Origin of the sequence: Catenulispora sp. MAP12-49 (genome assembly GCF_041262705.1) — a bacterium.
Taxonomy (GTDB): Bacteria; Actinomycetota; Actinomycetes; order Streptomycetales; family Catenulisporaceae; genus Catenulispora.
Map to the genome: position 1 here is coordinate 309,523 of NZ_JBGCCP010000005.1, position 22,075 is coordinate 331,597.

Below are 22,075 nucleotides of genomic sequence, written 5' to 3' on the forward strand. Positions count from 1 at the left end.
GCTCACACATCCCGCTTCCGCACCAACGCGAAGGCGATCAGCACCGGCACCACTGCCCAGACCGCGTAGACCGTCCACGCCCCGCCGACCGTCGGATCGGCGAACACTCCGGGGGCGGCCGGATGTCCGTGCCCGCCGTCGAGGCGCTGCCAGGCGGCGAAGGGCGTGGCGTTGTGAAGGTCGTTGATCCAGGCGTGGATGCGGGAGACGAGGAAGTTCGGGACCAGCATCAGGATGGTCACCACCGCGACGATCGTGCTCGCGCTGTTGCGGATCAGGGTTCCGATACCCAGGCCGACCAGCGCCGACAAGGGGAACAGCAGGACCGAGGCCGCAAGGAACATCGGGAGGCCGTGGGTCGTGGGGCTCAGCGCGCCGTAGTCGCCGGCGATGATCGCCTGGGTGCAGGCGTAGGACGCGGCGACGACCACCAGCCCGGCCACCGTCGCCGCCAGGGTCGCGACCACGATCTTCGCGGCGACGACCGCGTTGCGGTCCGGGACGGCGGCGAAGGTGCCGCGGATCAGACCGGTGCTGTACTCGCCGACCATCAGGATCGCGCCGAGCGCGCCGAAGACCATCAGCACGACCAGGTGGCTGTTGTTGGTGAAGATCTCGTGCTGGCCGTCGACGGGGCTGCTGCGGTCGCCCTTCTTGTAGTTGCTCGCGTCGGCGAGCGCCGCGTTGACGTTCATCCACAGGATGCCCGCCGCCGACAGCGCCATCCCCCAGCGCATGGAGCGCAGCGAGCGCATCTTGATCCACTCGGCGGCCATCAGGTTCGTGAAGTCGCTCATCGCTTGGCTCCTGCCAGGTATTCGACGCTGTCGGCGGTCAGTTCCATGAAGGCCTCCTCCAGCGAGGCGGTATGTGTGGTCACCTCGTGCAGCAGCAAGCGCGCCTGGAATGCCAGCTCGCTGATCCGCGCCGCGGCCAGGCCGGTGACGCGCAACGTCTCGGCGTCCTCGACGGCGACGCTTCCCCCGGCGGCCGCGAGCAGGTCGCGGACCTCGGCCGGCGTCGGAGTGCGGACGACGACGGACGTCGCGGAACTGCGGGCCGCGAAGTCCGCCACCGGCTCGTCCGCGATGAGCCGCCCCTTCCCGATCACGATCAACCGGTCGGCCGTGTGCTCCATCTCGGTCATCAGATGGCTGCTGACCAGCACCGTGCGTCCCTCGGCCGCCAGGTCCCGGAACAGCGTGCGAACCCACAGCACGCCCTCGGGATCGAGCCCGTTGAGCGGCTCGTCGAACAGCAGCACCGGCGGGTCGCCGAGCAGCGCGGAGGCGATGCCCAGCCGCTGCCGCATCCCGAGCGAGTAGCCGCCGATCCGGCGCTTCGCGGCCGAGGCGAGGCCGACCTGCTCCAGCACCTCCTGGACCCGCTGCTTCGGGATGGCGTTGGTCCTGGCCAGCGCCAGCAGGTGGTTCCAGCCGCTGTGGCCGGGGTGGACGTCGCCGGCGTCGAGCAGGCCGCCGGCGTGCCGCAGGCCGCGCGGCAGGCTGCGGAACTCCTTGCCGCTCACGGTGACCGTGCCCGAGGTGGGCTTGTTCAGCCCGAGGATCATCCGCAGGGTGGTGGACTTGCCGGCGCCGTTGGGGCCGAGGAACCCCGTCACGTGGCCGGGGCGCACGGTGCAGGTGAGGGCGTCGACGGCGGTCCGGCCGCCGTAGCGCTTCGTCAACTCCGTCATCTCGATCATGGGGTCAACGGTGCCGGGGCCGCGTGTAACCCCGCGTCGGCTCAGCAGACTAATCACAGCGCACGTGTACGCCGGGGGCGTACACCCACTGGCCGATTCCTTGAGCCGCCTTCGCAATTACGATCATGCCCATGACCACCGTGCCCGCCGCCCCGCGCCTGAAGCGGGTGCAGCCTGGAGTGTGGGTGGTGCTGGCCTGGAGCGCGTCCACGGTGTACGCGATCTTGTCGGTGGTGGGCCCGCGTGTCGAGGTCTGGTCCACATGGCCCGTGGACCTCTGGGATCTGTTGGTCCTGAGCGGGATCGCGACCGTCGCCGGCGGGATGTTGCTGCAGCGGCGTCCGATCGCCGCGCACACGCTGATCGTCGCCGGAGCGATCGGCGGCGCGCTGTGTCTGAACTCGACAGCCGTCGCCTTCACCCAGTTCACAGATGTCGCCGTGGCGCTGGTCTTCATCGCCGGCTCGCAGCCGCGGCGGGCCTCGCTGACGGTGCTGGGCCTGACCCTGGCCGTGCTGACCGCGTACGGCGTGGCCCGCAAGCTCGGCAGTTGGCCGGTGGTGTTCTCGACGCAGACCGCGGTCGCGCTGGCGGCGGTCGTGATGTGGTTCGTCGGCGACGCCACGCGCCAGGCGCGGGAGCACGCGCGGGACGTCGGCGCGCACGCGATGGCGCAGGCGGCGATGACCGAGCGGCTGCGGATCGCGCGCGAACTGCACGACATGATCGCGCACACCGTCGGCGTGATCGCGTTGCAGGCCGGGGCGGCGTCGATGCTGATCGACGCGGAGCCCGGCAAGGCGCGCGAGGCGGTGCGCGCGATCGAGTCGACGAGCCGGGAGACGCTGTCCGGGCTGCGGCGGATGCTGGTGTCGCTGCGGAATCAGGACACGGACTCGCAGGGCTCGGCACCGATGCCGGCCCTGGACGACATCGAACGCCTCGCAGAGGCGACGACCGCCGCGGGGGTGCGGGTCGGCGTCGAGTGGCGCGGGGAACGCAGGGCCCTGCCACCGGACATCGGGTTGGCCGGGTTCCGGATCGTGCAGGAGTCGGTGACGAACGTGGTCCGGCACGCCGTTGCCGGCGAATGCCGGGTCGCCGTGACGTTCTCGGCGGCGTCCGTGGCGATCGAGGTGACGGACGACGGAGTCGGCGGGAAGACAGCCGCGCCGCCGACCGGCGGCTACGGCCTGGTGGGCATCCAGGAACGGGTCACGTTGCTCGGCGGGGAGTTCGAGGCCGGACCTCGGCCCGGCGGCGGATTCCGGGTCGCGGCGACGCTGCCCCTGCCGGCCGGCGTCTGAATATAAGGGGACTGAGATGGCGGTACGGGTGCTGCTCGTGGACGACCAGCCGCTGGCGCGCGCGGCGCTGCGGATGGTCATCGACTCCGCGCCGGACCTGGAACTCGCCGGCGAGGCGGGCACCGGCGCCGAAGCGGTGCGTCTGGCCCGGGAGACCGCGCCGGACGTCGTGATGATGGACATCCGCATGCCCGGCATGGACGGCATCGAGGCCACCCGCCGGATCACCGCCGCAGCCCTCGGCGCCCGGGTCCTGATCCTGACGACCTTCGACGAGGACGAGCACGTGTACGCCGCACTGCGCGCCGGCGCATCGGGCTTCCTGGTGAAGGACATGGCGCTGCCGGACATCCTGGCGGCCGTCCGCGTGGTCGCGGCCGGCGAGGCACTGATCGCCCCGAGCGTGACCCGCAGGCTGATCGAGGACTTCGCCCGGCGGCCCGAGCCGGCGCAGGCCGCCGCCACGCCGGGCACGCAAAGCACATCGGACACGCCCGGCACGCCCGGCACGCCGATCCTGGCCCGGCTCAGCGAACGCGAACGCGAGGTCCTGACGCTGGTCGCCGAAGGCCTGTCGAACGCGGAGATCGGCGAGCGGCTCTACATCAGCTCCACGACGGTGAAGACGCACGTGACCCGGATGCTCGCGAAGCTCGATGCCCGCGACCGGGTGCATCTGGTGATCCTGGCTTATCGGGCGGGGCTGGCCAGGCTTTGAGGGAACAACCGCGGCCTGCCCGACCGACCAGGCGGCCGGGCGGGCACGCCACGGCGCTCAGCTCCAGTTCCCGGCACCCCACGCGGTGTTCGCGGCCTGCGTCACAGCAGCCTGCGGCACCACCTTGGTCCCGCCGAACACGTCGATGGTGTTGAAGAACGCGGAGTGTCCCTGCAACCAGGTCACCTCGGCCGGCGGGATGTTCGCACCGTCGGCGAGCAGCAGCGGCCCGCCATAGGGTCCGATGTGCGCGCCGCCGGACAGCTCATGAACGCGTCCCCGATCCCCTCCGACAGCACAGACCCGACGCAGGATAGGGCACGGTTCACCGCGTTGTCGCGACACTTCCGTCCCGCCTCAACGCGAGGCGGCCGAGCGGTTCCGCGGGCACCCGGCGCAGATGGGGTGGGTGGGTGAGAAGCACCGGGTGCCGCGGGATCCGCCGAAGAGCCAGCGCAGCAACGGCGTTATCAGAGTTCTGTTATCAGTGCTGCCCGCCACCGCTCCCCGAAGCCGAGGGCACCCCCGGGTGGATCGGGTCGACCGGGTTCTGCGGTCCGCCGTCGATCGGCCAGCCGGTGGGCAGGCTGGTCGGCAGGTGCGAGGGCGGGGCGGTCGGCAGGTGGGTGGGCAGGCCGGTGGGCAGGTGCGTGGGCAGGCCGGGGATCGTCGGCAGCTGCGTCGGCCAGGTGGTCGGCCAGGTGGTGGGCCAGCCGTCGCCGGGGTGCGGGGTGGGGATCGGGAAGGTCGGGACGTGGCCCTCGCGGGCGTCCTTCTCGGCCTGGGCCAGGCGGTCGCAGAAGTCCTGCATGCGCTTCTGGGCCTGGCTGCGCTCGGCGTCGAGGCGGGACTGGAGGCGGGCGATGTCGGCGGCCGGGACGTTCGCGGCCTTGGCCAGCTTCTGCAGCTCCGTCGCGGTCAGGTCGTGGCCCTGGTCGTCGCGGTCGCCGTCCTCGGCGGCCTTGCACAGGCGGAAGCCGTCGTCGCCGAGGAGCTTCGCGCCGGCCGCGTCGAGCGCGGCCTGGTCGTCGTGCGCGGCGGCGGGTTTCGCGGACGTGCCGGTGGGGGTCGGCGTGCCCGGGTGCGGAAGGTCGGAGTCGTGGTGGGCTCCGGACAGGATGTCGTTGTGGATCGTGGCGGGCTTGGGGGCCGGGAAGCCCAGGGAGTGGGCCTTGGACTGGATGCCGGATGGCAGTGAGTTCGTCGCGGCGGCGGCGGAGACGCCGACCACGGACACGCCGCATACCGCGACGGCTATCTTGACCGTCAGGGTCTTGGCGAGAAGGGCTTTGCTGAACACGCGTCGCTCCTTGGTGGGTGTCGCGGAGACGGAGTGATGCGCGGCGACAGAGTGCTGTGCGGCGGCCGAGTTATGTGCACAGAACGCGGCACGGGCCGCGTCCTCGCCCGAGAGCTCGGCGGCCAGGGCCGGTCCGGCGGCCGCGTCGAGCAGCCGGGACAGGGCCTGGAGATCAGGCCCGGGTTCGAGCCCGGGCTCGAGGCCTGGTCCGGCCGGCGAGGACCCCGCGGCCGCGCCCGGGACCACTCCGGCGGCTCCCGCGCCGCCGGTGTGGTCGAGCAGCTCCTCGGCGGCGCGGCGACCCGGTCGCCGGCGGCCGAGGGCCCGTGGGGAGTTCCCTGTCGTACGCATCGTGCCCGAAGGAGCGATCCTGCGCCTCATCGTGTTACACCCGCCCTCGAACCCGTCCGCGCCATCCCTTTGGCCTGTGCCTTCTCCGGTTCCGCGGCCTTGTCGAGCCGCTTCTTCAACGTGCGCAGGCCCCGCATCGCCGCGACCCGCACGGCGCCGGCGCGCTTGCCGACCACCGAGCCGGCCTGGTCGGCGGACAGTCCGGCCACGGCCCGCAGCAGGACCGCCTCGGCCTGGTCGCGGGGCAGCGCGGCGATGGCCGCCAGCGCGCGGCGGGTGGCCATCGCCGCCAGCGCCTCCTCGGCGGTGTCGTCGCTCGAACGCTGTTCGGGCAGCGTGGGGACCGGCAGGTCCAACACGCGCTGATTGCGGCGGCCCTCGTCGATCGCGCGGTTGCGGGCGATGCGGAACAGCCACACCTGGAACTGTTTGGCGTCCCCGGTGAAGCCGCCCAGGTCGCGCGAGGCCTGCAGCCAGGTCTCGGAGGCGACGTCCTCGCAGGCCCCGGGGATCAGGACTCGGAGATAGCGCAGCAGCGGCGGGTTCAGGGCGCGCCAGAGCACGGCGAAGGAAGCCTCGTCACCGCGAACGGCGCCTGCGAGGGCGTCCGCTATATCTTGCCCATCCAGCATTGGGGTCCTTGATACGAAGGTCTTGGACCCACCCCGCCGGGCAGCCTACCCGAGCTACCCGAGGATGGCTCGGAATCGTTCGGCCGCGAGATCGAGCTGCCCGACTATGTGCGCCTTCACTTCGGCGCTCAGCGGCGTGTCGTCGCGCAGGGCGAAATCACGCAACTGCGGAACAAGCGGTGCGTACTTCGCAGAAGCCTTACGGACCTTCGGCCCGGTGGTGTGGATGATGCCGACGCCGTTGTCGGTGAAGTCCGACAGCTTGATGACCCGCGCCCACGGATCCACTTCCAGGCTCTCCACGACGTGCTCCCGGTACTGCTCCCCGCGGTCGCGCCCGGGGTCGTAGTCGGGGTTGGTGACCGAGGCGATCAGGTTCGCCACCCGCGGCGTGAAGGCCCGGGCGAGCATCGTCAGCGCCGCGTTCCGCTCGCCCGCGGCGCGTTCGGCGTCGCCGGCCAGGTCGGCCAGATCGCGCGGGTGGTCCTCGACGGCGTCGTGCAGCAGCGCGGCGACGATCACCTCGGCGTCGCGCACCTGGTAGTGGCGGATGATCCGGAGGGCGACCCGTAGCAGATGGTTGACATACGGCTCGCGGACGCGCTTGTCGCCGGCGTGCAGCCGCGAGGCGACCCGCTCGGCGCGCAGCATCGTGGCGCGCTCCTGGTCGGGGAACGCCTCGCTCTCGATCTCGAAGAGCATGCGCAGCCCCGCTTCGCCGTAGACCTCCGTCACGGCGTGGATGGGCATGACTGACAACTGACCCCGCTCGATGCCGTCCATGGCGGCGAATCTAGCGGGGTCGGGGGAACGGGCTCCAGCCCGCCTCCTGTTACGGGTTCAGCTTGCTCTGCCAGTCGACCGGCACGCGGCCCTTCGGCCCGGGCACCGGCTGGTCGGCCGGGTGGCTGTCCGGCGGAGCCAGCGCGGGGCCGGACTCGTAGAAGTTGTCGTTGCTGAAGTCGTAGAACCAGTCCTCGCCGGGCTCGAAACTGGTGATCATGCTGTGCCCGCTCGAGGCGGCGTGCTTGCGGCCGTGCTGCTCCGGCGAGTTGTCGCAGCAGCCGATGTGGCCGCACTGCGTACAGCGGCGAAGGTGCACCCACCAGCCGCCGCTCTCGTCGCACTCGACGCAACCGGTGCCGCTCGGCGGAACGCTGGGATCGACTCCTGGGATGGACATGCTCCAGACGCTACCCGGCCCGGGGCGTGAGCGCGCGTCAGCTGCTCGGAACGCGGCCCCCGTACAAGGCCGAGTCCAGAACCGGGTCCGAGACCGAGAACGCCGGGGGCAGCTGCCGGACCGGGATCCGGGTCTCGGCGATCATCCCGTCCACGACCGAGATACGCAGCGCGCCGCCGGCCGCCGAGGAGCTGACCGCCTCGACGAAGTCCGGGCCGTGGAAGTGCAGCCCCACGAGGTCGTCGACGCCGTACCCGGCCGGGAGCACGCCGGACAGCAGCGCGTCGCGGTACACCGGACGGCGGGACCCCTCGCCGTCGTAGTGCGGGCAGACGCTGCCGTCCAAAAAGCCCAAGCCGTCCGCGAGCACCTGGTAGGGCAGGCCGAAGGAGTCGGTGGTCCCGCCGTGGAACCAGCACAGCGCGCCCGCGCTGCCGCCGGTGAGCACGGCGCCGTTCTCCCACGCCTCGCGCAGGATCACGTCCAGGCCCTGGCGGCGCCAGACGTCGAGCATGTTCGCGGTGTTGCCGCCGCCGACGGTGATCAGGTCCATCGACAGCACGAACGCGCGCAGGTCGCCGACCGTGCGGGTGAACAGGCGCAGGTGGAACGGCTCGCAGCGGTCGGCGGTGTACGTCTCGTAGAAGGAGACGATGTACGCCGGGTCGTCGCCGGTGGCGGTCGGCAGGAACAGGACCCGGGGGCGCTCCTTGCCGGTGAGGCCCAGGACGAACTCGTGGTAGGGGTCGTTCCGGCGCTCCATGAGAGCCCGTCCGGCACCGGTCGCGACAATGTGGCCTGCCATGATCGCCAAGCCTAGCCGGACACTTCGGGGAGTGCCGAAGCGACCCGGCCATAGGGTCGCGGCATGGTCACTCTCACTTCGCGCACCGACATCGAGGCCGCGCTGGCCGATCCCTCGCTGGTCCCGCTGCCCGCCGCGACCGGGCCCGGATCGGGGGCCGAGGCCGTGGGCTCGATGGCGTGGCTGCGGGCCACGGTCGCGCGGTTCGCGCACGGGGAGGTCCACGCGCGCCGCCGTGCCTATGTGGAAGCAGAGCTGGCACGCATCGACGTGGACGCGCTGCGCCGCCTGGCCGCCGGACAGTTCAGCCGGTCCGGCGACGATCGGACACGCGTCCTGCGTTCCCTCGCGCAGGCGATGCGGCTGCCGGATCTGGACGACGCCGCGGTCGCCGCGCTGTGCACGGTGGCCGACAACTACTTCGGCGGGGACGACCCGGCCGACGACGACGCCGTGCGGTTGCTGCTGCCGCTGATGGGAGCCGGCGATCCGGAACAGGCCGCGAACCGGGTGGGCATCCTCGTCCAGGCGTGTGACGCCACCTCGGCCCTGATCGCGGCCGCGCGGGACGGTTCGGGCGACGTCCACGCCACCGTGCGCAGCGCGCCTCCGGTCCAGGTCATGCGCCGGATCGCGATCGCGGCCACGCGGGTCGGCACGGTCGAGATCCCCGAAGGCGAGCCGGTGCTGCTGGAAGTCGGCCCGGTCGGGCTGGCGTTCGGCAGCGGCCCCCGGGTGTGTCCCGGCCGGGCGCTCGCGCTGGCGCTGGCCGAAGGTGCTGTGGCCGAGGGTGTCTTGGCCGAGGGCGCTGTGGCCGATTCCCCAGCGTCCGCGCTGTAAGGGCCGCCTACCCGCTCGGCGCAGTCTCGCGGTGCGGACCTCGCAGAGCGGGTGTTGTCTGGATTCATGTCCATGAGCTCCTTCGGCGGCTTCTTCGACCGCTCCGACGATCCCTTCAACGACCTGCTCAATCGGTTCTTCGGGATGTCCCCGGAGTTCTCGCCGCCGCGGGTCCAGCGGGTGCCGACTCGGTCAGCTGCTGACCGAGTCGGCCCGCGAGCTGATCTCCACGGCCTCGCACCGCGCGGCCCAGGACGGCAGCTCGGACCTGGACACCGAGCACCTGCTGTGGGCCGCCACCCAGGTGGAGCCCACCCGCGGCATCCTGGCCGCGGCCAACGTGGACCCGGACCGGCTGGCCCAGACCATCGAGAAGTCGCTGCCGGCCTCCGGCAGCACGCCGTCCTCCGAGCCGGGCCTGACCCCCTCGGCCAAGCGCGTCCTGATGCGCGCGCACGAGCTGTCGCAGTCCTCCGGCTCGACCTACATCGGGCCCCAGCACATCCTGGCCGCGCTCACCGAGGATCCGGACTCCGGCGCCGGCCACGTCCTGAACAACACCCAGGTGGACCCCAAGGACCTCGGCAAGCGCATCACCAACGCCTCGCGCGCCGAGGGCATGCCGGCCGGTCCCGAGCAGCCCTCGGACACCCCGACCCTGGACGAGTACGGCCGGGACATGACCGAGGACGCCAAGGCCGGCAAGCTCGACCCGGTGGTGGGCCGCGCCGACGAGATCGAGCAGACCGTCGAGGTGCTGTCCCGGCGCACCAAGAACAACCCGGTGCTGATCGGCGACCCCGGCGTGGGCAAGACCGCGATCGTGGAGGGCCTGGCGCAGCGCATCCTGTCCGGCGACGTCCCCAAGACGCTGGAGAACAAGCGCGTCGTGGCGCTGGACCTGGCGGCGCTGGTCGCCGGGTCGAAGTACCGCGGGGAGTTCGAGGAGCGGCTGAAGAACGTGATCGACGAGGTCGGCAAGGCCGCCGACTCCACGATCCTGTTCATCGACGAGCTGCACACGGTCGTCGGCGCGGGCTCCGGCGGCGAGGGCTCGATGGACGCCGGCAACATCATGAAGCCGGCGCTCTCGCGCGGCGAGCTCAACGTCATCGGCGCCACGACCATCGACGAGTACCGCAAGAACATCGAGAAGGACGCCGCGCTGGAACGGCGCTTCCAGCCGGTGCTGATCGCCGAGCCCACGGTCGAGGAGACGGTCCAGATCCTGGAGGGCCTGCGCGACCGCTACGAGGCGCACCACGGCGTGAAGTTCACCGATGAGGCACTCCTGGCCGCGGCGGCGATGTCCGACCGCTACATCTCCGACCGCTTCCTGCCGGACAAGGCCATCGACCTGATCGACCAGGCCGGCGCCCGCATCCGGCTGCGCAACCTGGGCAAGTCCACCGAGGCCATCGAGCGCGAGGACAAGCTGGCCAAGCTCACCCGCGAGCGCGACGAGGCCGTGTCCTCGGAGAACTACGACCGCGCCAAGCAGTTGAAGGGCCAGATCGAGGAGATCAGCGACGAGGTGGCCACCATCGAGGAGCGCCGCGAGGGCGCCCTGAAGGTGACCGAGAACGACATCGCCGAGGTCGTCTCCCGGCGCACCGGCATCCCGGTCGCGCAGCTGAACGAGGACGAGAAGACGCGCCTGCTGAAGCTGGAGGAGTCCCTGCACGACCGCGTGGTCGGCCAGCAGGAGGCGGTCACCGCGATCGCCGAGGCCGTCCGCCGCTCCCGGGCCGGCATGGGCGACCCGGACCGGCCGACCGGCTCGTTCCTGTTCCTCGGGCCCACCGGCGTGGGCAAGACCGAACTGGCCAAGGCCCTGGCCGAGCTGCTGTTCGGCGACGAGGACCGGCTGATCCGCTTCGACATGAGCGAGTTCCAGGAGAAGCACACGGTCTCCCGGCTGCTGGGCTCCCCGCCCGGATATGTCGGCTACGAGGAGGCCGGGCAGCTCACCGAGAAGGTACGCCGCAAGCCCTACTCGGTGATCCTGTTCGACGAGGTGGAGAAGGCGCACCCGGACATCTTCAACACCCTGCTCCAGGTCCTGGACGACGGCCGGCTCACGGACGCGCAGGGCCGCACCGTCGACTTCCGCCACACGGTGGTCATCATGACCTCCAACATCGGCAGCCAGCTGATCCTGGCGCACTCCGGCCAGACCGACGAGATCCGCGACCAGCTGATGGACCAGGTCCGCGGCTTCTTCCCGCCGGAGTTCATCAACCGGCTGGACGAGGTGGTGATCTTCCACAGCCTCGGCAAGGACGAGATGGGCGACATCGTGGACCTGATGCTGGACGGCTCCCGCCGCCGGCTCAAGGCCCAGGAGCTCGGCCTGGAGGTCACGGAGAAGGCCAAGGACTGGCTCGTCGAGCGCGGCTACAAGCCGGAGTTCGGGGCGCGGCCGCTGCGCCGGACCATCCAGGCGGAGCTGGACAACAAGGTCGCCTCGCTGCTGCTGTCCGGGGACACCACCCCCGGGGACACGATCGTCGCGGACGAGGCCGACGACAAGCTGGTGTGCAGTGTGAAGCACGGCAGCGAGCCGGTCGGGGCCGGGGCGGCCGGCTGAGGCGACGAGGCCGGTTCGGGCGCCGCCGCGGATGGGGTCCGCGGCGGCGTCACTCGTTACGGCATCGCGCGTTACGACGTCGCTCGTTCGGGGGCATTCGGGCTGAGCCCGCGCGGACACCGTTTGTCGCAGGATCGGCAGGGCAGCAGGGAGCCGAACCGCGATGGAAGGAGCGCCCGTGCCAGGAGCAGAGGTTGTGGAGTTTCTCGCCCAGGTGGACCACGGCGACCTGTATCTGGCCAAGGAGCTGATCCTCGAACCGGGCAGCAGCTACCTGGTGGACTACAAGATCATCGGTGTCGCGGCCGGCGAGGGCGGGTTCGGGATCGGAGAGCTGCGGCTCAACGGCGTCACCCTCAAGGAGTCCGAGGCTCAGTCGAACGCCGCCACGGCCGCCGGCGAGGAGGTCGCGGTGGCGTCCTCGCACGTCGTGGAGACCGGCGAGACGCTGCCGGTGCTGCACCTGCGCTTCGTTCCCGCGGATGCCGGCGGCGGGTGCGTGTTCCAGTCGGCCAACCTGACCTGTGTGAAGCAGCGATCGGGTAGAAGTACTGATCAGGCCACACCGGGTTTGATCAGCCCCGTCTCGTAGGCCACCACGACGGCCTGGGCCCGGTCGCGCAGGTTCAGCTTCGCCAGGATGCGCGCGACGTGCGTCTTCACCGTCGCCTCCGACAGGTGGAAGCGGGCCGCCAGTTCCGCGTTCGACAGACCGCGCCCGAGCAGGCCGAGGACTTCGCGCTCGCGCGGGGTGAGGGTCGCGAGGTCCTTGTGCAGGGCCTCGATGCGGGGGTTCACCATCGGGACCGCGAAGCGCTCGACCAGGCGCCGGGTGATCGCCGGGGCCAGCATCGCGTCGCCTTCACGCACCATGTTCACAGCGGCGACCAGGTGTTCGGGGCTGACGTCCTTCAGCAGGAAGCCGCTGGCGCCGGCGGTGATCGCGGCGTAGACGTACTGGTCCAGGTCGAAGGTCGTCAGGATGATGATCCGCGGGCGGTCGGGGGAAGCCACGTCGCCGTCGGCCCAGTCGCCCCGGTCGAACCGATCGCCTCGGTCAGCCCGGTCAGCCCGGTCAGCCCGATCGCCCCGATCGCCCCGATCGACGACGATGTCCTCGGCCAGGATCTGCCGCGTCGCCTCAAGCCCGTCCATCCCCGGCATCCGGATGTCCATCAGCACCACGTCGGGCCGCGTCCGGCGCACCACCCGCAGCGCCTCGTCCCCGTTGGCCGCCTCGCCGACCACGTCGATGCCCTCGGACATCAGGATCATGCGGAAGCCGGTGCGCACCAGCACCTGGTCGTCGGCGATCACCACGCGCAGCGCGTTCACGCCGCCACCCCTTCCCTCAGCGGGATCACTGCGCTCACCATGTACCCCCCGGTCAGTCTCGGCCCGGCGCTCAGCGTCCCACCGTAGACCGCCAGCCGCTGGCGCAGCCCGGCCAGGCCGCGGCCGTTGCCGGTGGTGGCCGAGGAGGAGGCGGTGCCGCCGCTGTCGACGACGTCCACCTTCAACCGCTGCGGACTGTAGTCCAGTGTCACCCGGATCAGCGCGCCGACCGCGTGCTTCACCGAGTTGGTCAGCCCTTCCTGCACCACCCGGTACGCCGCCAGGTCCAGCCCCGACGGAAGCGCTATCACCTCGCCCTCTATCGCCAGGTCCACGCGCACCCCGCCGTTGCGGATCCGCTCCACCAGCGCCGGGATCTGCTCCAGACCGGGCTGCGGGGCGAGGTCCGCGGTGCCGGCCGGGTCGCCGCCCTGCGAGGTCATCGTCAGCAGCCCCATCACGTGCCGCAGTTCGGCCATCGCCGCGCGGCCGCTGTCCTCCACCGCCAGCAGCGCCTCGCGTGCCAGGTCCGGCGAGGTGGCCAGGACCTTGCGCGCCGCGCCGGCCTGCACCACCATCACGCTCACGTTGTGCGAGACCACGTCGTGCAGCTCGGCGGCGATCCGCGCGCGTTCCTGCTCCACGGCCCGCAGCATCGAGGACTCGCGTTCCTCCTCCAGCTCGTGCACGCGCTGCCGCCAGTTCCCGATCGCGTTGGCGCCCAACACGATCGGGATCAGGAACAAGAACGGCACGAAGCCCCGGGTGACGTTCGGGATCTGGCCGCCGCGCATGGCGGCGAGCGTGATCGCGCCGAAACCCAGGCTGTAGACCATCGCCGAGCGATAGGGGCTGTAGATCGCGGCGCTGTAGGCGGCGATCAGGATCGACATGAACGTGAAGATCGCGGTTTCGTTGGCGTCGGCGACATTGGCGTGCAGCGCCATCACCGCGATCTCGCAGGCCCAGAACGCGGCCAGCGGGAAGCGGCGGCGCACGGCCAGCGGCAGCGCGGTCATCACCACCAGGAAGGTGTCGCGCGGTCCCACGTCGATCAGGTGGTTCATGGCGTAGAACGGGCCGTGCTGGTCCGGGTTGACGACCGCGTGGTGGTAGCCGCTGTTCAGGGTGCTGACGATCATCGCCAGCGCCAGGGCGGAGTCCGCCGCCCAGGCCCAGCGGCTGGGCGAAGGCGTCGCCCCGGTCCGGCGGCGCAACGCGCTCCACGCGCCCCGAGCCCGCCCAGCCCAACCCTCGTCGTCCCTGTTCACCGGCCCAGTGTCGCAAGAACCGAGGCCGCCGCACATCATCCGCTCCGTCTACCGGCCTAAGCCTGCGGGATACATCCCGAGGATGACGGCGCCCCGGCATAGGCTCAGCGGTGTATCAGGTTTCATGACCCAGGCCGACGCGGCCGATCACGGTCCGTTCGTAGGTTCGTGGCCATGACGAATGCGCCCATGATCGACCTGCGCGACGCGACGAAGAAGTACGACGACGGCCCGCCCGCCCTGGCCGGGGTGACCCTGTCCGTGGCGGCCGGCGAGTGCCTGGCCGTCCTGGGCCATTCCGGCAGCGGCAAGTCCACGCTGCTGAACCTGATCGCCGGGCTGGACCGGCCCACCGGCGGGAGCGTGACGGTCAACGGCACCCGCGTGGACCAGCTCGGCGAGGCCGGCTCCGCCAAGTACCGGCGGAGCTCGATCGGGATGATCTTCCAGTTCTTCAACCTGCTGGACGACCTGACCGTCCTGGACAACATCCTCATCCCGGCGCAGCTGGCCGGGATGGGCAAGGGCGAGGCCCGGCGCCGGGCCGGCGAGCTGCTCGGCTCCCTGGGCATCGACAAGCACGCCAAGGCCTACCCGCAGCGGCTGTCCGGCGGCCAGCGGCAGCGCGTCGCGGTGGCCAGGGCCCTGATGAACCGGCCGGCGCTGCTGCTGGCCGACGAACCGACCGGCGCCCTGGACTCGCACGCGGCCGCCGACGTGCGCCGGCTGCTGCTGGACCTGAACAGCGAGGGCCAGACCATCCTGCTGGTCACCCACGACGTGGAGCTGGCGGCGACCACCGCGCACCGGACGATCGAGCTGGTGGACGGCGCGGTCGCGCGGGACGTGGTGAACCCGGGCGTGGCCGACGGTGCGGCGCGGGGGTACGCATCGCAGGCTGCTCAAAGGGACTCCTTCGGCTCTCCGACCACGGCGAACGCGGCCAACGGCCCGTCGGGAGCGGTCCGATGACGCTGCGCAAACCGCCGATCCCCCGCCGCCTCTTCGAGGCCGCGTTCCACGCCATGGCCCGCCTGCTGCTGGCGGCGAGCCGATGAGCGCCCTGGGCAAGGTGGTCCGCTCCGGCGTCGGCCGGCGCCGGGTCCAGTCCTTCGTCATGGCCCTGACCACGCTGGCCGCCGTGACCTCCTCCGTGCTCTCGCTGGGCCTGCTCAGTGCGGTGTCCGCGCCCTTCGACCACGCCTTCGCCAGCCGCGACGGCGCGCACCTGGCCGTCCAGTTCGACACCACCAAGGCCACCGCCGCGCAGATCGCCGCGACCGCGCACGCCGCCGGCGTCACCCAGGCCGGCGGCCCCTACCCGATCACCGCCTCGCTGGACGCGACGATCGGCACCGACTGCACCGCGACCATGGGGCCCGACATGCCCTTCGCCGGCACCTCGGCGCCCCCGGCGACGATCTCGACCCGGCCGAACCTGAGCAGCGGCTCCGGGCTGGACCAGATCGTCCTGAACCAGGGCAGCTGGCCCACCACCGCGAACCAGATCGTGCTCTACAACTGGCCCGACGACTGCCTCGGCAAGTCCGTCGTGTTCAGCTCGCTGCCCGGCAAGCCGTCGTTCACCGTCGTCGGCTTCGCGAACTCGCTGACCGGCACCGCCTCCGGCTGGACCACCACCGACGGCTTCGCGCGGCTCACGGCCGCCGGGGCCCGCGCCGACTCGCAGATGCTCTACCGCTTCGCCTCGGCCGGAACCACCGCCCAGGTGACCGCCGACCGGCAGGCGGTCACCGCCGCCGCGCCGGCCGGCTCGTACGAGGGCTCGCAGTCGTACCTGACCGCCGAACAACAGGCCACCGGCAACGCCAAGGCATTCGTGCCGTTCCTTGTCGTCTTCGGCGTCCTCGGCCTGTTCCTGTCCGTCCTGATCATCGCGATCGTGGTGAGCGGCGCGGTGGTGTCGGCGACCCGGCGCATCGGGATCCTGAAGTCGCTCGGCTTCACCCCCTCGCAGGTAGCCCGGGCCTATGCCGCGCAGGCGATGATCCCGGCGGCGTTCGGCGTGGTGGCCGGGACGATCTTCGGCAACCTGCTGTCCGTCCCGGTACTCAGCGGGACCAGCCGGGATCTGGGCGCGGCCGGGGCCAGCCTGCCGTTGTGGGTGAGCATCCTGGTCCCGTTGGGGACGCTGGCGATCGTCGGCGTCACCGCGCTCATCCCGGCGTTGCGGGCCGGCCGGCTGCCGGCCGTGCAGACGCTGGTCGTGGGCCGCGCCCCGAAGGCCGAGCGCGGCCGCGCGGCCCAGCGTCTGGCCTCCCGTCTCCCGCTGCCCCGATCGATGTCGCTGGGCCTGGCCCAGCCGTTCGCCCGGCCGGCCCGGGCCGCGCTGGTCGGCGCCGCGGTGCTGTTCGGCGCGGTGAGCGTGACGTTCGCGCTCGGGCTGGAGGCGGGGTTCAGCAAGTTCCAGGACCAGCGCAGCGCCGGGTTCGCCGACGCGTCGGTGATCGTGGTGCCCGGCGTGTCCGACGCCGATCACCCCGACATCACCGGCGGACAGTACGGCCCCAACGATCCGCGCACCCCGCACCTGGACGCCGCGAAGGTGTCCGCCGCGCTGGCCGGCGTCCCGGGGACCGAGGCCGCCTTCGGCTGGGGCGACAGCGGCGCGACCATCATCGGCGCGCCGAGCGGCGACCCGAGCGAGGTCGACACGGTGTCCGGGAACATGTCCTGGACCGGGCTGGAGCTGATCGGCGGCCGCTGGTACTCCGGGCCCGGCGAGGCGGTCCTCAGCGACCGGCTGGCCACCGCGATGGGGCTGCACGTCGGGGACACCGTCACCGTCGTGCAGGAGGGCAAGCCGCTGCCCCTGAAGGTGGTCGGCATCGCCTTCGACGCCTACCAGGGCGGCCGGGCCGTCCTGGTCGACAGCGCCGCGTTCAGCGCCGCCGGCCTGACCCCGCACATCGACCAGTTCAACGTGGAGCTGGCCCCGAACGTCGACGGACCGCAGTGGGCCGCCTCGGCCACGGCCGCGCTGACGCCGCTCAACGCCTCGGTCGACCACCAGCAGAACGGCGGGAAGTCCGACGTCGTGGTGACGATGAGCGCTCTGGTGGCGATGCTGTCGTTGATGCTGCTGGCCGTGGCGGCGCTCGGGGTGCTGAACACGGTGGTCCAGGACACCCGCGAGCGGATCCACGAGCTGGGCGTCTTCAAGGCGCTCGGGATGACGCCGCGGCAGACCGTGGCCATGGTGCTCACCTCGGTGGCGTTCACCGGCCTGGTCGCCGGGCTGATCGGGGTCCCGATCGGCACCGCGCTGGAACGGGCGACCATCACCCCGATGGGGAACGCGGTCGGGATGCACCTGCCGCCGAGCGTGACCAACACCTACTCGGCGGGGCTGCTGCTCCCGCTGCTGGCCGGCGGGATCGTCATCGCGCTGCTCGGCGCGATACTGCCGGCCGGTTGGGCGGCGCGATCGCGGACGGCCACGGCGCTGCGGACCGAGTAGCGCGCTGTGACGACGGTCACCTAAACCGTTTCCACGCAATCACGAAGGAATGCCGACCTGGCGGGGTTGATACCCTCGAAAGGTCGGCATTCCGCCGTGGCTGTTCGGTGAGTACAGCCCTCCCTCAACACAATGGCGTGAGAGGCAGACCAGCATGGCGGTCAGCGTTTTCGACCTGTTCTCGATCGGCATCGGCCCGTCGAGTTCCCACACCGTCGGCCCGATGCGGGCGGCCCGGATGTTCGTCAAGCGGCTGGACAACGAGGACCTGCTGGCGAAGGCGACGCGAATTCGCGCCGAACTCTTCGGCTCCCTCGGCGCCACCGGCCACGGCCACGGCACGCCGAAGGCGGTGCTGCTCGGTCTGGAGGGCCAGATCCCGGCGACCGTGGACGTGCGCGGCGTGGAGACGGACCTGGCCCGGATCCGCGACACCGGCCGGCTGCGGCTGCTGGGCACCGAGCACGGCACCGCCGCCGAGATCGCCTTCAGCCAGGACCGCGACCTTGTCCTGCACCGGCGCAAGTCGCTGCCCTTCCACGCCAACGGAATGCAGCTGTCCGCCTACGACGAGCACGGCGAACCGCTGATGACCAAGACCTACTACTCGGTCGGCGGCGGATTCGTGGTCGACGAGGACGCCGTCGGCGCCGACCGCGTGGTCCTGGACGACACCGTCCTGAAGTACCCCTTCCGCACCGGCGCCGAGCTCCTGGACCTGGCCGGCCAGACCGGTATCAGCGTCAGCGGCCTGATGCTGGAGAACGAGCTGGCCTGGCGCACCGAGAACGAGGTCCGCGCCGGTCTGCTGGAGATCTGGCGCGTGATGCGCGAGTGCGTCAGCAACGGCATCGCCACGGAGGGCATCCTGCCCGGCGGGCTCAAGGTGCGCCGCCGCGCTCCGGGCCTGGCCCGGACGCTGCGCACCGAGGGCAACCGCGAGATGCACGCCAACGAGTGGGCCACGCTGTGGGCGATGGCGGTGAACGAGGAGAACGCGGCCGGCGGCCGGGTCGTCACCGCCCCCACCAACGGCGCCGCCGGCATCATCCCGGCAGTGCTGCACTACTACGTCAACTTCGTGCCGGACGCCGACGAGGACGGCGTGGTCCGCTTCCTGCTGGCCGCCGGCGCCGTCGGCATGCTGTTCAAGGAGAACGCCTCCATCTCCGGCGCCGAGGTCGGCTGCCAGGGCGAGGTCGGCTCGGCCTGCTCGATGGCCGCCGCCGGCCTGGCCGAGGTCCTGGGCGGCACCCCGGAGCAGGTGGAGAACGCCGCCGAGATCGGCATGGAGCACAACCTGGGCCTGACCTGCGACCCGATCGGCGGTCTGGTGCAGATCCCGTGCATCGAGCGCAACGGCATGGCCGCGGTGAAGGCCGTCACGGCCGCGCGGATGGCGCTGCGCGGCGACGGCCGGCACCACGTGTCCCTGGACAAGGTCATCAAGACCATGAAGGACACCGGCCGCGACATGTCGGTGAAGTACAAGGAGACGGCGCGCGGCGGGCTCGCGGTGAACGTCATCGAGTGCTGACACGCCTCACCCTGTGGTGACGGTGACGGTGGCTCCTTCCAGGTCGGCGGGGCCCTGGGTACACAGGATCGCCCCGAGCACGTCGGCCGCCCGCCGCCCGTTCCCGGCGGCGAAACCGATCTGCCCGGTGGTCTGGGCGCCCGGGAACGCCGGCACGGCGGCGACGGCGCCATCGACCAGGACCGCGGTCGCCTTGCGCGCGTAGCGGGAGCTGAAATCGCCCCGCCACCAAGGAGAACAGCGGATGCCGCCAGAACCGCCGCCCGGCCGTGGCCGCCTCGGCGATGCGGTAGGCGTTGAAGACCGGCGGCTCGTGGCGGTCGGCCTCCGCGGCCAGAGCGCGCGACAGGGTGTCTTCGATCTCTGTCATGCTGTCGGCTCCTCCTTCTGTGCCGCCGTCTGCTGTGCCGCCTCCTTCTGTGCCGCCGTCTGCTGTGCCGCCGTCTGCTGTGCCGCCGTCTGCTGTGCCGCCGTCTGCTGTGCCGCCGTCTGCTGTGCCGTCATCTGCTGTGCCGCCATCGACTCGCGCAGCTTGGCCAGCCCGCGCGCCGCCTGGGATTTCACCGTGCCGAGCGAGATCCCCAACGCCTCGGCGATCTGCGCCTCGGTCATGTCGTCGTAGTAGCGGAGCACCAGGACCGCGCGCATCCGCGGCGGCAGGCCGTTCAGCATCCTGATGACGGCGTCGTGGTCGTCCACCGCGTGGGAGGCGTCGCGGACAGGTACGTCGTAGTCCGCCAACGACACCGTGACCGGCCCGCGGCCCCGGCGCCGATGGTGGTCGGTGGCCAGGATCCGCCGCACGTAGGCCTCCGGCGCCTCCATCCCCGCGACCCGGTCCCAGTGCCGATAGGCACGCTCCAGCGCGCTCTGCACCTGAACCTCGTGCGGGCCGGGAAGGTTGCATCCTCGCCGGAAAGGGTGCGCCGAGCCGCCTCGCCTCGCGGCTTGACACCGGAGTCCACCCGCTTGCATGGTTAGTTACATGAGTAATGAACCAAGGGACCGGTGATGGAGGAGGGCCGCCCGCTCTTCCAGCAGATCGCCGAGCAGATCGAGGCCTCGATCCTGGACGGTTCGCTGGCCGCGGACGCGCAGGCGCCGTCGACGAACGAGCTCGCCGCGTTCCACCGGATCAACCCGGCCACCGCGGCCAAGGGCATCAATCAGCTGGTATCCGACGGGATCCTCTACAAGAAGCGAGGGATCGGCATGTTCGTGGCGGGGGACGCGCGCCAGCGCGTGTTGGAACGGCGGCGGGAATCCTTCGCCCGGGACTTCGTGGAGCCGCTGCTGGCCGAGGCCCGGCGGCTCGGGCTCAGCTCGGCCGATGTGCGGAGCCTGATCGAGAAGCGGGGGGACCGACGATGAGCGCCGTGGTCGTGGAGAACCTGACGATGCGCTACCGCGGGCACACCGCGCTGGACGGGGTCGGGCTGGACCTGGCGCCGGACACCATCCACGGGCTGCTGGGCCGCAACGGCGCCGGCAAGACCACGTTGATGCGCATCCTCACCGGGCAGGAGTTCCAGACCTCCGGCCGGGTCGAGGTGTTCGGGCAGCCGCCGCGGGAGAACTCCGAGGTGCTGGGGCGGGTGTGCTTCATCCGCGAGGCGCAGAAGTACCCGCAGAACTTCAAGGTGCGCGAGGCCTTCGCCGCCGCCGCGATCGCCTGCCCCGGCTGGGACCAGGCCCTGGCCGACCGGCTGGTGGCGGACTTCGACCTGCCGCTCAAGCGGCAGATCAAGAAGCTCTCGCGCGGGCAGCTCTCCGCGGTCGGCATCATCATCGGCCTGGCCTCGCGGGCCCCGCTGACCCTGTTCGACGAGCCGTACCTGGGCCTGGACGCGGTGGCCCGGCACGTCTTCTACGACCGGCTGTTGGAGGACTTCTCCGAGCACCCGCGCACCATAGTGCTCTCCACGCACCTCATCGACGAGGTCGCCGACCTGATCGAGCACGTGGTGCTGATCGACCACGGCAAGGTGCTGATGGACGCCGACGCCGACGGGCTGCGCGGCCGTGCGGTGTCGGTGACCGGCCCGGCCGAGGCCGTGGCCGCCTACGCCGACGGCACCCCGGTGCTGCACCGCCAGGAGCTCGGGGGCCGGCTGCGGGTGACGCTGCTGGAGCGCCCGGAACGGCCGGCCGAGGGCGTGAGCGTGGACTCGCTGTCGCTGCAGGAACTGATCGTCCTCACGACGAACCAGGGGGACCAGGCATGACCGAGACCATCGAGGCGGCCCACACCGTCAAGCCGACCCGGGGCATCAAGGCGACCGAGACCGTCAAGGCGCTGCGCATCCAGACGCTGAAGCCCGGCACGACCTTCGGGATCCCGTGGTTCAGCATCGCCATCGCGATCGTCCTGTGCACGGCGCTGTTCGCGGTGATCGGCGACCAGGTGCCCTACCACAGCCGCAGCACCGGCGCGCTGAGCGCCTTCTACCTGTCCGGTGTCGGAGTCCAGCCGTGGTTGGTGACCCAGCTGTTCCCGTTCTCGGCCGCGCTGTCCATCACCCGCCGGGCCTTCATCCGGGCCACCATCCTGCTGGTCCTGGCCGAGACGGTGATCGCCGGGCTCGGGCTGGCGCTGCTGAACAAGATCGAGATCGGCACGGACGGCTGGTTCGTCCACATGCGGCTGCTGGACCTGCCGCACGTCCACCAGGACGACTACTTCACCCAGGCGCTGGTCTACGGCGTCCCGATGATGGCGCTGACCTCGATCACCGCCTTCCTGGGCGCGGTGTTCCGGGTCTTCGGGCAGTTCGGGCTGTGGGTGTGCTTCGTGGCGCTGGCCTTCCTGAGCGCCGCGGTGGTGGCGGCGCTGTTCCTGGTGCACGGGATGGGGCACGTCGGGCACTTCTTCGCCACGCAGCCGATGCTGGCCGACTTCGCGTTGTACCCGCTGGCACTGGTGGTGCTGTTCGGTACCGGCTGGGCCGTGCTGATGCTGCGGTCGCGGGTGTAGGGACGGTGTCCGGGTCCGGGTCCGCGACCGGAGCTCTGGCCGGAGG

At 71.4% G+C, this 22,075-nt stretch carries 21 protein-coding genes and 1 pseudogene; 11 read left to right on the forward strand and 11 right to left on the reverse strand.

The genetic code is table 11. The annotated features are described in order from the left end of the window. Positions 1 to 2 precede the first annotated feature (2 nt). Together ABIA35_RS13750 and ABIA35_RS13755 are read right to left on the reverse strand one after the other, a co-directional pair. Positions 3 to 797, reverse strand: coding sequence for an ABC transporter permease (locus tag ABIA35_RS13750; RefSeq protein ID WP_370336793.1), 795 nt, complete (start codon positions 795 to 797; stop codon positions 3 to 5). After that, positions 794 to 1,705 (reverse strand): ATP-binding cassette domain-containing protein, encoded by a 912-nt coding sequence (locus ABIA35_RS13755; protein ID WP_370358118.1) that lies wholly within the window; start codon positions 1,703 to 1,705, stop codon positions 794 to 796. The genes ABIA35_RS13750 and ABIA35_RS13755 overlap by 4 nt, the downstream gene beginning before the upstream one ends. A gap of 131 nt (positions 1,706 to 1,836) precedes the next feature. Between ABIA35_RS13755 and ABIA35_RS13760 the strand changes: the two genes are divergently transcribed. Both ABIA35_RS13760 and ABIA35_RS13765 read left to right on the forward strand, forming a co-directional pair. Continuing rightward, the gene (locus tag ABIA35_RS13760) at positions 1,837 to 3,012 is read left to right on the forward strand and encodes a sensor histidine kinase (protein ID WP_370336789.1); all 1,176 of its coding nucleotides are present in this window, start codon (positions 1,837 to 1,839) and stop codon (positions 3,010 to 3,012) included. A gap of 16 nt (positions 3,013 to 3,028) precedes the next feature. After that, a complete protein-coding gene (locus tag ABIA35_RS13765) occupies positions 3,029 to 3,730 on the forward strand; it encodes a response regulator (protein WP_370358119.1) in 702 nt (233 codons plus the stop codon). Between the two features lie 484 nt (positions 3,731 to 4,214). On the opposite strand, the gene ABIA35_RS13770 is transcribed toward ABIA35_RS13765, so the two are convergent. The 5 genes from ABIA35_RS13770 to ABIA35_RS13790 are packed head-to-tail and all read right to left on the reverse strand — an operon-like array spanning position 4,215 to position 8,001. After that, a complete protein-coding gene (locus ABIA35_RS13770) occupies positions 4,215 to 5,381 on the reverse strand; it encodes a hypothetical protein (RefSeq protein WP_370358120.1) in 1,167 nt (388 codons plus the stop codon). A gap of 26 nt (positions 5,382 to 5,407) precedes the next feature. Next, positions 5,408 to 6,013: an RNA polymerase sigma factor gene (locus ABIA35_RS13775; protein WP_370336783.1), complete on the reverse strand. Its 606-nt coding sequence runs from the start codon at positions 6,011 to 6,013 to the stop codon at positions 5,408 to 5,410. Between the two features lie 54 nt (positions 6,014 to 6,067). Beyond that, on the reverse strand, positions 6,068 to 6,796 hold the full coding sequence (locus ABIA35_RS13780; protein WP_370358121.1) for an HD domain-containing protein: 729 nt from the start codon (positions 6,794 to 6,796) through the stop codon (positions 6,068 to 6,070). 49 nt (positions 6,797 to 6,845) lie between these two features. Continuing rightward, the gene (locus ABIA35_RS13785) at positions 6,846 to 7,196 is read right to left on the reverse strand and encodes a UBP-type zinc finger domain-containing protein (protein WP_370336779.1); all 351 of its coding nucleotides are present in this window, start codon (positions 7,194 to 7,196) and stop codon (positions 6,846 to 6,848) included. Positions 7,197 to 7,233: 37 nt separating this feature from the next. Further along, positions 7,234 to 8,001 carry a Type 1 glutamine amidotransferase-like domain-containing protein gene (locus tag ABIA35_RS13790; RefSeq protein ID WP_370358122.1) on the reverse strand — a complete coding sequence of 256 codons (768 nt, stop codon included), beginning with the start codon at positions 7,999 to 8,001 and terminating at the stop codon, positions 7,234 to 7,236. Between the two features lie 63 nt (positions 8,002 to 8,064). On the opposite strand from ABIA35_RS13790, the gene ABIA35_RS13795 reads away from it, so the two are divergent. The 3 genes and pseudogenes from ABIA35_RS13795 (at position 8,065) to ABIA35_RS13805 (ending at position 12,023) form a co-directional block, all read left to right on the forward strand. After that, positions 8,065 to 8,841 (forward strand): hypothetical protein, encoded by a 777-nt coding sequence (locus ABIA35_RS13795; RefSeq protein ID WP_370358123.1) that lies wholly within the window; start codon positions 8,065 to 8,067, stop codon positions 8,839 to 8,841. Between the two features lie 66 nt (positions 8,842 to 8,907). Beyond that, positions 8,908 to 11,431: pseudogene (locus ABIA35_RS13800) on the forward strand (ATP-dependent Clp protease ATP-binding subunit). Positions 11,432 to 11,609: 178 nt separating this feature from the next. Continuing rightward, positions 11,610 to 12,023 carry a hypothetical protein gene (locus ABIA35_RS13805; protein WP_370336771.1) on the forward strand — a complete coding sequence of 138 codons (414 nt, stop codon included), beginning with the start codon at positions 11,610 to 11,612 and terminating at the stop codon, positions 12,021 to 12,023. On the opposite strand, the gene ABIA35_RS13810 is transcribed toward ABIA35_RS13805, so the two are convergent. Both ABIA35_RS13810 and ABIA35_RS13815 read right to left on the reverse strand, forming a co-directional pair. Then, positions 11,987 to 12,706 carry a response regulator gene (locus ABIA35_RS13810; protein ID WP_370358170.1) on the reverse strand — a complete coding sequence of 240 codons (720 nt, stop codon included), beginning with the start codon at positions 12,704 to 12,706 and terminating at the stop codon, positions 11,987 to 11,989. The two genes, ABIA35_RS13805 and ABIA35_RS13810, sit on opposite strands and share 37 nt — an antisense overlap. 56 nt (positions 12,707 to 12,762) lie before the next feature. Further along, positions 12,763 to 14,037: a sensor histidine kinase gene (locus tag ABIA35_RS13815; protein ID WP_370336770.1), complete on the reverse strand. Its 1,275-nt coding sequence runs from the start codon at positions 14,035 to 14,037 to the stop codon at positions 12,763 to 12,765. Positions 14,038 to 14,211: 174 nt separating this feature from the next. On the opposite strand from ABIA35_RS13815, the gene ABIA35_RS13820 reads away from it, so the two are divergent. The 3 genes from ABIA35_RS13820 to ABIA35_RS13830 all read left to right on the forward strand — a co-directional run bounded on the left by ABIA35_RS13820 (position 14,212) and on the right by ABIA35_RS13830 (position 19,055). After that, on the forward strand, positions 14,212 to 15,009 hold the full coding sequence (locus ABIA35_RS13820; RefSeq protein WP_370358124.1) for an ABC transporter ATP-binding protein: 798 nt from the start codon (positions 14,212 to 14,214) through the stop codon (positions 15,007 to 15,009). An 82-nt stretch (positions 15,010 to 15,091) separates the two neighbouring features. Next, on the forward strand, positions 15,092 to 17,518 hold the full coding sequence (locus ABIA35_RS13825; protein ID WP_370358125.1) for an ABC transporter permease: 2,427 nt from the start codon (positions 15,092 to 15,094) through the stop codon (positions 17,516 to 17,518). Positions 17,519 to 17,672: 154 nt separating this feature from the next. Next, positions 17,673 to 19,055 carry an L-serine ammonia-lyase gene (locus tag ABIA35_RS13830; protein ID WP_370358126.1) on the forward strand — a complete coding sequence of 461 codons (1,383 nt, stop codon included), beginning with the start codon at positions 17,673 to 17,675 and terminating at the stop codon, positions 19,053 to 19,055. Positions 19,056 to 19,061: 6 nt separating this feature from the next. Here the strand turns inward: ABIA35_RS13830 and ABIA35_RS13835 are convergent, their stop codons facing one another. Beyond that, entirely contained in the window at positions 19,062 to 19,211 is a 150-nt protein-coding gene (locus ABIA35_RS13835; RefSeq protein WP_370358127.1) for a hypothetical protein, read from the reverse strand. 210 nt (positions 19,212 to 19,421) lie between these two features. Further along, a complete protein-coding gene (locus tag ABIA35_RS13840; protein WP_370358128.1) occupies positions 19,422 to 19,931 on the reverse strand; it encodes a sigma-70 family RNA polymerase sigma factor in 510 nt (169 codons plus the stop codon). Between the two features lie 135 nt (positions 19,932 to 20,066). On the opposite strand from ABIA35_RS13840, the gene ABIA35_RS13845 reads away from it, so the two are divergent. Genes ABIA35_RS13845 through ABIA35_RS13855 form a run of 3 tightly spaced genes read left to right on the forward strand, consistent with a single transcriptional unit; the run spans position 20,067 to position 22,029 of the window. Further along, positions 20,067 to 20,426, forward strand: a complete 360-nt coding sequence (locus ABIA35_RS13845; RefSeq protein WP_370358129.1) for a GntR family transcriptional regulator — start codon at positions 20,067 to 20,069, stop codon at positions 20,424 to 20,426. After that, on the forward strand, positions 20,423 to 21,280 hold the full coding sequence (locus tag ABIA35_RS13850; RefSeq protein ID WP_370358130.1) for an ABC transporter ATP-binding protein: 858 nt from the start codon (positions 20,423 to 20,425) through the stop codon (positions 21,278 to 21,280). The genes ABIA35_RS13845 and ABIA35_RS13850 overlap by 4 nt, the downstream gene beginning before the upstream one ends. Beyond that, positions 21,277 to 22,029, forward strand: coding sequence for a hypothetical protein (locus ABIA35_RS13855; protein WP_370358131.1), 753 nt, complete (start codon positions 21,277 to 21,279; stop codon positions 22,027 to 22,029). The genes ABIA35_RS13850 and ABIA35_RS13855 overlap by 4 nt, the downstream gene beginning before the upstream one ends. Positions 22,030 to 22,075 lie beyond the last annotated feature (46 nt).

What these genes read in the sequence shown, in the direction of transcription:
- ABIA35_RS13750 (WP_370336793.1), bottom strand. Translation starts at nt 797, where the DNA reads ATGAGCGACTTCACGAACCTGATGGCCGCCGAGTGGATCAAGATGCGC.
- ABIA35_RS13755 (WP_370358118.1), bottom strand. Translation starts at nt 1,705, where the DNA reads ATGATCGAGATGACGGAGTTGACGAAGCGCTACGGCGGCCGGACCGCC.
- ABIA35_RS13760 (WP_370336789.1), top strand. Translation starts at nt 1,837, where the DNA reads ATGACCACCGTGCCCGCCGCCCCGCGCCTGAAGCGGGTGCAGCCTGGA.
- ABIA35_RS13765 (WP_370358119.1), top strand. Translation starts at nt 3,029, where the DNA reads ATGGCGGTACGGGTGCTGCTCGTGGACGACCAGCCGCTGGCGCGCGCG.
- ABIA35_RS13770 (WP_370358120.1), bottom strand. Translation starts at nt 5,381, where the DNA reads ATGCGTACGACAGGGAACTCCCCACGGGCCCTCGGCCGCCGGCGACCG.
- ABIA35_RS13775 (WP_370336783.1), bottom strand. Translation starts at nt 6,013, where the DNA reads ATGCTGGATGGGCAAGATATAGCGGACGCCCTCGCAGGCGCCGTTCGC.
- ABIA35_RS13780 (WP_370358121.1), bottom strand. Translation starts at nt 6,796, where the DNA reads ATGGACGGCATCGAGCGGGGTCAGTTGTCAGTCATGCCCATCCACGCC.
- ABIA35_RS13785 (WP_370336779.1), bottom strand. Translation starts at nt 7,196, where the DNA reads ATGTCCATCCCAGGAGTCGATCCCAGCGTTCCGCCGAGCGGCACCGGT.
- ABIA35_RS13790 (WP_370358122.1), bottom strand. Translation starts at nt 8,001, where the DNA reads ATGGCAGGCCACATTGTCGCGACCGGTGCCGGACGGGCTCTCATGGAG.
- ABIA35_RS13795 (WP_370358123.1), top strand. Translation starts at nt 8,065, where the DNA reads ATGGTCACTCTCACTTCGCGCACCGACATCGAGGCCGCGCTGGCCGAT.
- ABIA35_RS13810 (WP_370358170.1), bottom strand. Translation starts at nt 12,706, where the DNA reads ATGATCCTGATGTCCGAGGGCATCGACGTGGTCGGCGAGGCGGCCAAC.
- ABIA35_RS13820 (WP_370358124.1), top strand. Translation starts at nt 14,212, where the DNA reads ATGACGAATGCGCCCATGATCGACCTGCGCGACGCGACGAAGAAGTAC.
- ABIA35_RS13825 (WP_370358125.1), top strand. Translation starts at nt 15,092, where the DNA reads ATGAGCGCCCTGGGCAAGGTGGTCCGCTCCGGCGTCGGCCGGCGCCGG.
- ABIA35_RS13830 (WP_370358126.1), top strand. Translation starts at nt 17,673, where the DNA reads ATGGCGGTCAGCGTTTTCGACCTGTTCTCGATCGGCATCGGCCCGTCG.
- ABIA35_RS13845 (WP_370358129.1), top strand. Translation starts at nt 20,067, where the DNA reads ATGGAGGAGGGCCGCCCGCTCTTCCAGCAGATCGCCGAGCAGATCGAG.
- ABIA35_RS13850 (WP_370358130.1), top strand. Translation starts at nt 20,423, where the DNA reads ATGAGCGCCGTGGTCGTGGAGAACCTGACGATGCGCTACCGCGGGCAC.
- ABIA35_RS13855 (WP_370358131.1), top strand. Translation starts at nt 21,277, where the DNA reads ATGACCGAGACCATCGAGGCGGCCCACACCGTCAAGCCGACCCGGGGC.